This is a genomic window from Devosia sp. GW821-FHT12F11, from assembly GCF_058806655.1.
The window spans coordinates 873273-884358 of the sequence record NZ_JBXAPX010000002.1 but is presented as its reverse complement, the minus strand read 5'-3'; the positions used below and the strand labels follow the sequence as shown (position 1 = coordinate 884358).

Sequence of the window (11086 nt, the reverse complement as noted above, 5' to 3'; positions counted from 1 at the left end):
TTCGCGTGCACTCCGCCCGAGGACAATAACACGCCCTCGTCGCGGCGGCACTAGTCTTGTGAGGCCGGCGAACAACTGGGAGCCGCCGGCCGCTCCGGCCACCTTCAACCGCCGTGATTTTTGAAGATCTTCAGCACCAGCACGACGGCGGCGAGTGTGATGGCGATGCCCATCGCCGGGTGCAGCATAGAGGACATGCTGGCCTCGGGATCAGTGCGCAGCAGGTACTGCACGAACGGGATGGCATAGAGCAGGGCAGTGAGCCCGCTCCACCAGCGCAGCGCCCGGACTCGCTTGTCGGTCCAGCTGCCCCAGGTCATCAGTGCGATCGGTATTGCGGCGATGAAGGCCCAGCCGGTCAGCACCAGCACGGGGGCGACGATGGCCGACCAGGTGACATAGCGAGGCGCAAGTTTTTGCGACTTGTCCTTGGGCGGGGCGGCGAAGTTGTCGGTGGTCATATCAGGTACTCCTTGGTTGGGGGGAAGGGCACCGGCGCAACATCGCGCCGGTGCCGGGTGTCACTTGCGGGTGGCGAAGGCGGCGATCAGGGCGGCCAGCAGGGCCAGCCCGGCGGCGCCGAGATAGGCGGCCGAGTAACCTCCCGCGAGCGCCGTCACCTCATCGGCTCCGGCAGCGCTGAGGCTGTTGGTCAGGCTGGTCGCCAGCGTGAACAGCACGGCCAGCCCGAGGGCGCCGCCGATCTGCTGGCTGGTGTTGACCAGCCCGCTGGCGAGCCCGCTATCGGCTTCGCTGACGCCCTGCACCGCGAGTTCGGTGCCGGCGATGAACGCCCCGCCCAAACCGGCGCCGATGATGATCGTCGGAGCCAAGAGGTGCAGCACGAAATCCGCTCCGACCGGCGCCAGCGCCAGCCAGACGAGGCCGATTGCAAGGCCGACCAGCGACACCGCCAGCGTCCGCGCCGAACCGGTCTTCGCCATCACCGGCGGCAACGCCCCGGCCGTGACGATCAGCGCCAGCGCCAGCGGCACCTGGGTGAGGCCGGTCAGCATGGCGTCATAGCCGAGGACATTCTGCATGTGCAGTGAGAGGACGAAGAATAGCCCCACCACCGTGCCGCCGATCAGCAGCACCACCAGGTTCCCCAGCGTCACCGCCCGGTTGGCAAAGATCGAGAACGACACCAGCGGGTCGGGCGAGCGGAGTTCGATCACAGTGAACAACCCGAGCAGCGCCACGCCTGCCGCCCCGAGGCCGAGCGTCACCGGCGACAGGAAGCCGAGCTCAAGCACCATCGAGAACGCCGCCACCAGCGCCACTACGCCGAGCGTTACGGTGATGGCGCCCCAGAGGTCGAGCCGCGCCCGGCTCTGCACCACGTCGCGGCTCAGCAGCGCCGGGATTGCGGCGAGCACCACAAGGCCCACCGGCACGTTGATGAAGAAGATCGCCGACCAGCCGATGCTGGCGGTCAGCACCCCGCCCAGCAGCACCCCGGCAACGCTGCCGAGGCCGGCCACGGCGCCCCAGATACCGAGCGCCTTGGCCCGGCCGTCCGTCACCGGGAACAGCTGCATCAGCAATGCCAGCGCCGCCGGCGCGAGGAGCGCCGCCGATGCGCCTTGTACGGCGCGCGCTGCGAGCAGCATTGGCCCATTGATCGACAACCCTGCCAGCAGCGATGCCGCGATGAAGCCGAACACGCCGGCGAGAAACACCCTGCGGTGCCCATAGCGGTCGGCCAGCCGCCCACCCAGCATCAGCAACCCGCCGAACGGCAGCACATAGGAGGTGATGACCCAGGTGAGGAGGTTGTGGTCGAGCCCCAGTCCGGCCCCGAGGCTGGGCAGCGCGATGTTGACGATCGAGGCGTCGAGCACCACGAGAAACTGCGCCAGCGCCAGGATGGTGAGGGCGAGCCAGCGATTGCGGCTGCGCTGCGGGGATGCCGCGTCAGCGGCGGTTGCGACTACAGTGGTCATTTCAATTCTCCTGTACTGATAGAGTGAGCAATCACTCACTATTTGGTTTCAAGAAATGGCTCCGTGTTCCCGCTGTTGAGCAGGTGAGGGCGCCACGATGAACGTCGTCATAAGTCGCCCGGCCGGGATGCCCGGCCGAATCAGATGGCCGGCACGTGCCGGATGCCGCGCGCCACCAGTCGAGCCCAGTCCTCACCGACGTCGTCGATAGCGGTGGTGGTAATCAGGTGGCAGAGCTGGCCGAAGGCGATGAAGCGTTGCACCGCCTCGTCGCTGGCGCCCGTGCGCTGTTTCACATAGGTGACGATCCGCTTGAGCCCACCCCGCATCGTGGCGCGGATCGCGGGAACGTCCGAGGCGCTTTGCGCGTGCACCTGGATCATCAGGATGCTGCGGTCGGCAATCAGGCTCGCATAGCCGTCACCCATCGCATAGAGGATCGCGTCGGCGTCGCCGCTGCTGACCGTCTGGGCGCTCTTCTCCAGCGTCTCCTCGATCCGCGTGAAGCAGCGCTCCACCGCGGCAATGAACAGTTCCTCCTTGGTGGGGAACAGCTTGAACACGTAGGCCTGGCTGATCCCGGCCCGCGCCGCGACCGCGGTGACCGGCGTCGCCTGAAACCCCGCATCGGCAAACGCCACCAGCGCCGCCTCGACAATGGCTTCTCTTCGGGTGTCCGCATCGGACAGGTTGGTACGTGTGTGCTTCATGGTGAGTGAGTGAATACTCACCAGCGAGTAGTCTGTCAACGTCCAAACAATTTGCGGGGCCTTGGCATCGAAACCACCCCCCGCCCGTTAGGCCATCGTTGAGAGGGTGCCCCTATGTCCAAAGACGATATCGCCGACCGCCTGAACCACTTCGGGAAGAATATCGAACACTGGCGCACCGAAGCCGCGCGCCTGACCCTGCTCGCCGCCCAGGCCCGAGAGCAAAAGCCCGACGAAGCACAACTAGTCCATCTCGAAGAGACAGCGACCGCTGTCTACGCCGACATCACCGAGTTCCAGCGCACCGTAGACGAGATCGCCACCAAAAGCCCGACCGCCGCCGCCGAGCTCGCCCCGGTCAGCGACGCCATCCACCTGGTGCTGCTGGAGATCACCGAGTTGGGCATCAAGCTCTACAGCTCTCGTACCGAGCTGCCTGTGGCGACGTAACAGCGGCTACGGCCTACCGCCTCAGCCCTTGGAAATCTCCGCCAGGATCCCCTTGGTCAAGCTCCCCGTCGCCGGGTACAGCGGAATCAGACACGCCTGCAGCGCGTGGTAGATGTCGCCCTTGCCGCCGAACAGCGTGTAGCTCGGCTGCAGGTCCTCGGTCAGCTGCTCGTGCCAGCCGCCGTTCTGCTCGTCGATGAACGAACTCGCGATCACGTCCCAGATGTGGCGATACCACTCCTCGTGGAAGGCGCTCGGCCGGTGCTCGCAGAGGAAGGCCGCAGCGCCGACGCCTTCCGAGGCCGGCCACCAGAGCTTGTCGCGCATGTCCGGCTTGTCGTTCCAGTCGAGGTTGTAGAAGAACCCGCCTTTGTCCTTGTCCCAGCCGAGTGCGATCGACTGGGCAAACAGCGCTTCGGCCGCATCCGGCATCCAGGCGTGCTTCTTGCCGCCCAGCGCCCAGAGCTGCAGCACCAGGCGCGACCATTCCAGCCAGTGGCCGGGCGTCGTGCCGGGCGGCCGGAACATCTGGTCGCCGAGATAGCCTTTGTCGACCTGCCAGTTGCCATCGAAGTGCTCGGCGACGCGAAAACCGTTCTCGCCGGCCTTGCGCCGGATGATCAGGTCGGCGATGCGATCGGCCTTGTCGAGATAGCGCCGCTCGCCCGTCGCCTCGAACGCCGCCATCAGCGCCTCGGTCAGGTGCATGTTGGAGTTCTGCCCGTGATAGGGCGCGATCACTGACCAGTCGGCGTTGAACTCTTCGGCAATGGCGCCGTGCCGCTCTTCCCAGAATTTGGTCTCGAGAATCTCGGTGACATCGGCCAGCATCTTGTCGGCCAGGGGGTGCCCGACCAGCTTGGCGCTCGACGAGGCCAGCAGCACGAAGGCATGGCCATAGCCTTGCTTCCGCCCATCGCGCGGCCCGTTGTCGTCCACCGTCCAGAAATAGCCGCCCGCCTTGGTATCGCGATGCCGCTCCCACAGGAACTTCATGCCGTGGTCGACGATCAGGTCCGAGCCCGGCCGGCCGAGCAGGCTGCCGATGGCGAAGCAATGCACCATGCGCGCCGTCGAGTGGATGCCGCGCACCGGATTGGCGGCGTTCAGCGGCTTGCCGGTTGGATCGAGGTCGAAGAACCCGCCCTTGGGGTTGAAGGCCCGATTCTGGAAGAACCCGAACAGCGCGTCGGCCTGCTCCAAGAGCCAGCGCCGGTGATAGCTACGGTTGCGCCAGGGTTGGGTGGTCGTCGCCGGCATATCTAGCTCCCTCGGTTTTGGTGAGCCAGTTCTACCCAGCGGGCAGCGCAGCGTCGAGGGCTACCATACGAGTATCGATCGCTGGCGATTTGCTTGTGTCGGCGCGATGTTCGCTCTCCGCCGGCTGTCATCCCTGCTTCGGCACCACGCGCCAAGTCAGGCTCCGACACGCGAGCCGACGCCCTGTAAGTACCCCAAGCTCGGTGTCATCCCTGCGAAAGCAGGGACCCAACTATCGGCTGGCGCGGGCGGCGAGTTGGGTCCCTGCTTTCGCAGGGATGACAGTCGGTGGGTGGGCGCAACCGCAACTCGGGATGGCAGCCGGTGGTGTGTTTCTAGGGCTCGAGCCGCGCCCGGATCGCCGCCTTGGTCGCGTCGTCGGCGAAGGCGCGCCCGATCGCCGCGAGGTTGGCCGCCCGGAACCGTGCCGCGTCCCAGCCGAACACCTGCTGCAGCCGCCCATACTCCTGAGTGAGCGTCAGATCAGTCGGCCCGCGCGCATCGGTATTGACCCCCACCGACACGCCGCGTCGCACCAGCGCATCCACCGGGTGATCTTCATAGCGGTCGAACACATCGATCTGGATGTTGCAGGACGGGCAGACCTCGAGATGCACGTCGCGCTCCAAGAGCAGCGCGATCACCGCCTCATCCTCGATCGAGCGCACCCCATGCCCGACACGCCGGACGCCCAATTGCTCCACCACTTCGCGCACCTTCTCGGCGCCACCTGCTTCGCCGGCATGCGCCGTGACGTTGAGGCCGCGCTCGGCGGCCTTGCGAAACACCGGGATGTGCTCGCCGAGCCCATAGCCGGTCTCGTCGCCGGCGAGGTCGACACCGCCGACCCCCTGCTCCCGATAGGTCTCGGCGATCCGCACCAGGTCGAGCCCCTGCGCCGTGTCGTCGGGCCTGAGCGTGCAGAGGATCAACAGCGCTTCGACCGGATAACTCTTTCGGCCCTCGACCAGCGCCGCCAGCACCGTCTCCACCACATCGTCAGTGGTGAGCCCGGTCTGCCGGTGCAACTGCGGCGCGAAGCGGATCTCGGCATAGATCACCCCGTCCTCGGCCAGCTGCCGCAGCAGGTCGATCGTCGCCACGGTCAGCGCCCGACGGCTCTGCAGCAGCGCCAGCGGCGGCGCGAGATAGCGGAAGTAGTCGACGAGGCTTTTGCACTTGCGCGGCGCGAGGAACTCGGCGCGATAGCGCTCTGGGGTCACGCTGGGATCGAGTGCGTTCACCGAGGCAAAGCTCATCGAGCAATCGAGGTGGAGATGTAACTCGACCTTGGGCAGCGCCCTGAGTTCGCTCTCGCTAAGCATGGTCATCGAACCCTCTGCCCAGTGGCCTTGTCGAACAGGAAGGCCCGCGCCGGGTCGAACCCGGTGTTGAGCTCCGAGCCCGCCGCAGTGTGCCGGCTGTCGCGCAGCTCGATGGTGAGCGGGTGCTCGTCTTCCGAGCGCGCATAGGCGAACGACGCTCCGCCGAGGTGTTCGATCACATCGACCACCGCCGTCAACTGCACTTCGCCCTTGGCATCAAAATGCTCCGGCCGGATGCCCAGCAGCAGCGCGGTCCCCGGCGCCGGCTCAGTCATCACCGCCATCGACGCCGTGACATTGCCGAACTCCGGCAGCGTCACGCTGAGCGCGCCATTGCTGCTCTTCGCCGCCACGGCGCGGAGGAAGTTCATGCGCGGCGAGCCGATGAAGCCGGCGACGAACAGGTTGTCGGGGTTGTCGTAGAGGTCGAGCGGCGTTCCCACCTGTTCCACCCGGCCGGCGCGCAGCACCACGATCTTGTCGGCCAGGGTCATCGCCTCGACCTGGTCATGCGTGACGTAGATCATCGTCGCGCCCAGAGTCTTGTGCAGCTTGGCGATCTCGAGCCGCATCTGCACCCTGAGCTCGGCGTCGAGGTTGGAGAGCGGCTCGTCGAACAGGAACACTTCCGGGTTGCGGACAATCGCCCGCCCGATGGCGACGCGCTGCCGCTGCCCGCCCGAAAGCTGCTTGGGCTTGCGCTCCAGCAGCTCGTCGAGGTGGAGGATCGCCGCGGCTTCGGCGACCTTCTTGTTCACCTCGGCCTTCGGCATGCCGTTCATCCTGAGGCCGAAGCCGATATTCTCCCTGACGCTCATATGCGGGTAAAGCGCGTAGGACTGGAACACCATGGCGACGCCGCGCCGCGACGGGTCGAGCTCGGTCACCTCGCGCGTGCCGATATCGATCCGCCCAGCGCTGGTGGTTTCGAGCCCGGCGATCAGCCGCAGCAGGGTGGATTTGCCGCAACCCGACGGGCCGACGAACACGACGAACTCGCCGTCCTCGATCCTGAGGTCGACGCCGTGGATGATGTCGGTGGCGCCGAACGACTTCTTGACGCCTGAAAGTGCGAGGCCGGACATGGCTTCTCCGAAAGCTAGCCTTTGATGCCAGCGCCGGCGAGGCCCTGGACATAGTAGCGCTGCAGCGGCAGCAGCAAGGCGATGGGGATGAGCGCGGTGATCACCGAGACCGCGAAAAGCTGGTTCCAGATCGTCTGGTATTGCTGCTGGAACGCCGCCATGCCGACCTGGATCACCTTGAACTGCTGGCTCGGCATCGCCAGCAGCGGCCAGAGGAACGCCTCCCACTGGAACACGAACAAGAGCAGTCCGGCGCTGATGCAGGTGGGGATCGACAGCGGCACATAAATCCGGAGCAGGATGTTGAACCAGCTGACCCCCTCGAGCCGTGCCGCCTCGAGGTAGTCCTTCGGCACCTGGCTGAAGAACTGGTAGAACAGGAACACCGCCAGCCCGTTGGCAATGCTGGGGACGATCAACGCTGCCACGTGATCTAGCCAGCCCAACTGCAGCGTGACGGTGTAGAGCGGCAGCGCGATCGCTTCGAAGGGCAGCATGAAGCTGATGATGATCAGCGTCAGGATGATCTTCTTGCCCTTGAAGTCGAACACCGCAAAAGCGAACCCGGCCGCGCCGTTGACGATCATCCCGCCGATCATCGTGACGATGGCGACGAACATCGTGTTGGCGATGATCACCCCGAAGCCGCGCTCGAACACGCCCGTATATGCCTCGAACGAGAGGGGCGAGGGCAGCAGCGCGTTGACCGTGAACGGGAAGATGTCGGCGAACACCTCGGTATTCGGCCGGAGCGACGAAACGATCGCCCACCACAGCGGCAAGACGAAGATGAACGCGATCACCGCGTAGACCAGGTGCGTGGCGCCGAGCGTGAAGCCGCGGCGGAGCTTGAGGGCAGGATCGGCCATCACTTGCCCTCCGGCTTGCCTGCGAGCAGGCGGAACTGCAGCCCGACGATCAACAACAGGATCACCACCACCACGACGATAATCGCCATCGCCCGGCCCATGTCGCCGAAGATGAAGCCCGACTTGAAAGCCTCGTACATCAGCACGTTGGTGGAATCCGCCGGTCCGCCCTGGGTCAGCATGAAGATCGGCGCGAAGAGCAGGAAATTGATCGAGACGTCCGCTACGAGGACGAACAGCAGCGTCGGCCTGAGCAGCGGCACGGTGATGAACACCAGCCGCTGCCACGGCTTGATGCCGTCGACCCGCGCCGCGTCATAGATCTCGGGCGAGATGTTCTGCAGCCCGCCGATGATGAAGATCATCCAGTACGAGATGCCCTTCCAGGTGGCGATGGCGATGATCGAGTAGAGCGCCAGGCTCTCCGAGGTCAGCCACGGCTGGCCGGGGATGCCGGCAATGTTGAGCACGCCGTTGGCGAGCCCATCCGGGCTCAGCATGATGCGCCAGATGATCACCGCGGTCGGCAGCGACACCCCGATGGGGATGAGGAACAGCACCCGGTAGAACGCCACGCCCTTGAACTTTTGCACGTAGAGCAGCGCCAGCCCGAGCGCGAGCGCGATCTGGATCGGGTTGATCAGCAGGTTGAACCACAGCGTCACCTGCAGCGATTTCCAGAACGCGGAATCGGTGAAAAGCGCGACGTAGTTGTCGAGCCCGACAAACACCTGGTTGCCGCGCAGCATGTTGAAGAAGCTGTCGCTGACCGCCAGCGCGATCGGATAGAGGCGGAACACCACAAGGCCGACCAGCGCCGGCGCCAAGAGCACCGCGAGCAGGAAGAGGGGAGTCTTGCTTCTGACCATCTAGAGCGGTTCACCTAGCCTGTCGGAGACCACCATGTAACACGGTAGCCGCGGCCCCCAACCCCGGTCCCCTCCCCGCAGGGGGGAGGGAGACCCATACTGAGATGCCGGTGTGGGCGTCTCCCTCCCCCCAGGGCGCTACGCGTCCCTTGGGGGAGGGGACAGGGGTGGGGGTCCACAGCCACCGGCATTCGAGAGACGAACCTACTGCGCGACGCGCGCCGCCGCAGACTCGAACTTCTGCACGGCGCTCGCCAATGCATCCTTCACCGCCACACCATTCGCCATGTCGACAAAGGCGGTGCGGAACGCGTCCTGCAGCTGGCCATAAGCCGCCGTCACCGGACGGGCCTTGGCGGTGTTGAGCGAGTCGTAGACGCCCAGCCGGAACACGTTGTTGGGGAAGGCATCGAAATCGGCTGCGGTGCTGATCTCGTCGAGCAGGGGCTTGCTCACCGGCAGCTGGTTCAGCGCCTTGAACCAGACGCGCGTGCCTTCATCCGAGGTGGTCAGGAACTTGGCGAAATCGAAGGCCTCGACCTGGTTGGTCGAGGCGGCGTTGACGCCGACATACCAGCTCCCGGTCGGGGTCAGCACCTTGCCGCCCTCGAAATAGGGGAACGGCGCCACGCCGAAATCGACGCCCGTCTGTGCCAGGATCGGCAGGTTCCAGGTACCACCCGCGAACATTGCCAGCTGGCCATTGCCGAACAGCGAGGCGGCCTCGCCATAGCCGAGGCTCTTCGGGCTCACTGCCCATTCATTGTAGAGGTTGGCCCAGTAGGTGCCGGCTTTCACCCAGGCCTCGCTGTCGAGGTAGCCCTTGGCGGTCACGCCATCGGGCGCGATCACGTCGGTGCCGAGCGATTCCCCCAGCGGCTGTAGCTGGTAGAGCTCGCCGAACTGCTCGACGGTGAAGCCGTATTGCGTGGTGCGGCCGCCATCCTTGACGGTCAGCTTCTGCGCCGCGTCCGCCACCTGTTCCCAGGTCCAGCGCTTGGTCGAGCCGAGCGCATCGACTTCCGCCTGCGTGGCGTTCTGCCCGGCGGTCAGCCCTTCCGGCGCGGTGATGCCGGCATCGGCGAACAGCTTCTTGTTGTAGAACAGCACCTGCGCCGAGTTGTTGATCGGCAACGCGAACTGCGTCGCGTCATACTTGCCGGCGTCGATCGCCGCCGGCACCAGGCTGGAGCTATCGATGCTCGCATCAATCGGCGCGAGGAAGCCGCGCGAGGCATAGCTCGCGACCAGCGGCGCATCGACATAGACGAGGTCGATGCCGGCATCCTTCGAGCGCAGGCGCAGTTCCGCCACCTGGAAGAACTGCGCGAACGGGTAGGGCTGCAGGTTGATCTTGGTGCCCGGATGCGCCGCCGTGTAGGCGTCGACGACGGCCTGCATGGCCGTGGTGTCGCCGCCTTCGATGACGATCATGTTGAGCGTCTTGTCCTGTGCCAGCGCCGGTGTAGCGGCCATCGCCGCCACCATGCTGATCGCCAAGGCCGTGTTCCACATCTTCATATTACGCACCCTTCTCCTGTAGCTGAAATTCTAAGCCTGTTTCGCGAACCGCTTGGCGCCCCAGACGAGGCCGGGGGTTACCAGTTCGGTGAACCGTCTCGCATCGACCGTCACGGCGACGCCGACATTCTTGACGCGCGTGTCGTGCTTTGGGTCCTGCGGGCGGAAATCGATCAGCGTCTGCCCGTAGCCCGGGCCGTCGCCGATGATCACCTCGCCCGGCAGCTGCTCGATGCCGAAGATCGTGGGATCGATCAGGTAGGCCACGGCGCAGGGGTCGTGCAGCGGTGCGCCCGGCTTGTCCTCACCGGCAAAGGCGTAATAGGTGCCGCAATAGAACGTCATGATGTCGGCCACCGGATTGTCGCCGCTGACCGCGGCGCGCACTTCGGCGACGTCGGCGCGGCTGAGCAGCGTCTGGTGCGTCAGGTTCAGCCCGAACATCACGAGCTTTGCGCCCGACCTGAAGACGATCCGCGCCGCTTCCGCATCGGCCCAGGTGTTGAACTCGGCTGCCGGGGTCACGTTGCCTTCGGTGGCCGAGCCGCCCATGAACACGATCTGCTTGAGCTTCTGCGCCAGGTCCGGCCGCAAGGCCAGCGCCAGTGCGACATTGGTCATCGGCCCGATCACCACCAGGGTGATCTCGCCCGGGTTGGCGTCGACCTTGGCGATGATCGCCTCGACCGCCCCGACCGAATCGGCCTGGCGCTCGGTCTGCGGCAGCTCGACGCCGGCGCTGTCCATGCCCGACGGGCCATGGAACGCCGCGGGAAACTCGTAGCGGTGCAGCAGCGGCAGCACGGCGCCGGCATGCACCGGCACATCGAGCCCGAACGCCTCGACGATCCTCAGCGCATTGCGCGTGGTGTTCTCCAGCGAAGCGTTGCCGCACACCGTGGTGATTGCCTCGATCCGGATCGCCGGGTGCGATGCCGCGAGCAGGATCGCCGCCATGTCGTCGTGGCCGGGATCGCAATCGATGATGATGCGGTGGGGAGTCGAAACGGACATCAGGTAACTGCTCTATGGAATGGGAGAGAGAACGTCG

11 protein-coding genes are annotated in these 11086 nt (G+C 65.6%); 1 reads left to right on the top strand and 10 read right to left on the bottom strand.

The window, feature by feature from the left end; translation table 11 throughout:
* Nucleotides 1–104 precede the first annotated feature (104 nt).
* The 3 genes from AC1ROK_RS09870 to AC1ROK_RS09860 all read right to left on the bottom strand — a co-directional run bounded on the left by AC1ROK_RS09870 (nt 105) and on the right by AC1ROK_RS09860 (nt 2677).
* Nucleotides 105–461, bottom strand: coding sequence for a hypothetical protein (locus tag AC1ROK_RS09870; RefSeq protein WP_492846268.1), 357 nt, complete (start codon nt 459–461; stop codon nt 105–107).
* Between the two features lie 60 nt (nt 462–521).
* A complete protein-coding gene (locus AC1ROK_RS09865; protein WP_492846266.1) occupies nt 522–1946 on the bottom strand; it encodes a DHA2 family efflux MFS transporter permease subunit in 1425 nt (474 codons plus the stop codon).
* A gap of 140 nt (nt 1947–2086) precedes the next feature.
* Entirely contained in the window at nt 2087–2677 is a 591-nt protein-coding gene (locus AC1ROK_RS09860; protein ID WP_492846264.1) for a TetR/AcrR family transcriptional regulator, read from the bottom strand.
* Between the two features lie 93 nt (nt 2678–2770).
* Here AC1ROK_RS09860 and AC1ROK_RS09855 point away from each other — a divergent pair, with 93 nt between their 5' ends.
* The gene (locus tag AC1ROK_RS09855) at nt 2771–3106 is read left to right on the top strand and encodes a hypothetical protein (RefSeq protein WP_492846262.1); all 336 of its coding nucleotides are present in this window, start codon (nt 2771–2773) and stop codon (nt 3104–3106) included.
* Between the two features lie 21 nt (nt 3107–3127).
* Here AC1ROK_RS09855 and AC1ROK_RS09850 read toward each other — a convergent pair whose 3' ends face one another.
* The 7 genes from AC1ROK_RS09850 to AC1ROK_RS09820 all read right to left on the bottom strand — a co-directional run bounded on the left by AC1ROK_RS09850 (nt 3128) and on the right by AC1ROK_RS09820 (nt 11049).
* Nucleotides 3128–4366, bottom strand: coding sequence for an AGE family epimerase/isomerase (locus AC1ROK_RS09850; RefSeq protein WP_492846260.1), 1239 nt, complete (start codon nt 4364–4366; stop codon nt 3128–3130).
* Nucleotides 4367–4701: 335 nt separating this feature from the next.
* A complete protein-coding gene (add, locus tag AC1ROK_RS09845; RefSeq protein ID WP_492846258.1) occupies nt 4702–5697 on the bottom strand; it encodes an adenosine deaminase in 996 nt (331 codons plus the stop codon).
* Nucleotides 5694–6776 (bottom strand): ABC transporter ATP-binding protein, encoded by a 1083-nt coding sequence (locus AC1ROK_RS09840; RefSeq protein ID WP_492846256.1) that lies wholly within the window; start codon nt 6774–6776, stop codon nt 5694–5696. The genes add and AC1ROK_RS09840 overlap by 4 nt, the downstream gene beginning before the upstream one ends.
* Before the next feature lie 14 nt (nt 6777–6790).
* On the bottom strand, nt 6791–7645 hold the full coding sequence (locus AC1ROK_RS09835) for a carbohydrate ABC transporter permease (protein ID WP_492846254.1): 855 nt from the start codon (nt 7643–7645) through the stop codon (nt 6791–6793).
* Complete coding sequence (locus tag AC1ROK_RS09830) at nt 7645–8514, bottom strand: carbohydrate ABC transporter permease (RefSeq protein WP_291311022.1); 870 nt, start codon at nt 8512–8514, stop codon at nt 7645–7647. The genes AC1ROK_RS09835 and AC1ROK_RS09830 overlap by 1 nt, the downstream gene beginning before the upstream one ends.
* 204 nt (nt 8515–8718) lie before the next feature.
* Nucleotides 8719–10035: an ABC transporter substrate-binding protein gene (locus AC1ROK_RS09825; RefSeq protein ID WP_492846251.1), complete on the bottom strand. Its 1317-nt coding sequence runs from the start codon at nt 10033–10035 to the stop codon at nt 8719–8721.
* Nucleotides 10036–10065: 30 nt separating this feature from the next.
* On the bottom strand, nt 10066–11049 hold the full coding sequence (locus tag AC1ROK_RS09820; protein ID WP_492846249.1) for a nucleoside hydrolase: 984 nt from the start codon (nt 11047–11049) through the stop codon (nt 10066–10068).
* Nucleotides 11050–11086 lie beyond the last annotated feature (37 nt).

Excerpts from the sequence above, each read along its gene's own strand:
- AC1ROK_RS09870 (WP_492846268.1), bottom strand. The coding sequence starts at position 461 with ATGACCACCGACAACTTCGCCGCCCCGCCCAAGGACAAGTCGCAAAAA.
- AC1ROK_RS09865 (WP_492846266.1), bottom strand. The coding sequence starts at position 1,946 with ATGACCACTGTAGTCGCAACCGCCGCTGACGCGGCATCCCCGCAGCGC.
- AC1ROK_RS09855 (WP_492846262.1), top strand. The coding sequence starts at position 2,771 with ATGTCCAAAGACGATATCGCCGACCGCCTGAACCACTTCGGGAAGAAT.
- AC1ROK_RS09850 (WP_492846260.1), bottom strand. The coding sequence starts at position 4,366 with ATGCCGGCGACGACCACCCAACCCTGGCGCAACCGTAGCTATCACCGG.
- add (WP_492846258.1), bottom strand. The coding sequence starts at position 5,697 with ATGACCATGCTTAGCGAGAGCGAACTCAGGGCGCTGCCCAAGGTCGAG.
- AC1ROK_RS09840 (WP_492846256.1), bottom strand. The coding sequence starts at position 6,776 with ATGTCCGGCCTCGCACTTTCAGGCGTCAAGAAGTCGTTCGGCGCCACC.
- AC1ROK_RS09835 (WP_492846254.1), bottom strand. The coding sequence starts at position 7,645 with ATGGCCGATCCTGCCCTCAAGCTCCGCCGCGGCTTCACGCTCGGCGCC.
- AC1ROK_RS09830 (WP_291311022.1), bottom strand. The coding sequence starts at position 8,514 with ATGGTCAGAAGCAAGACTCCCCTCTTCCTGCTCGCGGTGCTCTTGGCG.
- AC1ROK_RS09825 (WP_492846251.1), bottom strand. The coding sequence starts at position 10,035 with ATGAAGATGTGGAACACGGCCTTGGCGATCAGCATGGTGGCGGCGATG.
- AC1ROK_RS09820 (WP_492846249.1), bottom strand. The coding sequence starts at position 11,049 with ATGTCCGTTTCGACTCCCCACCGCATCATCATCGATTGCGATCCCGGC.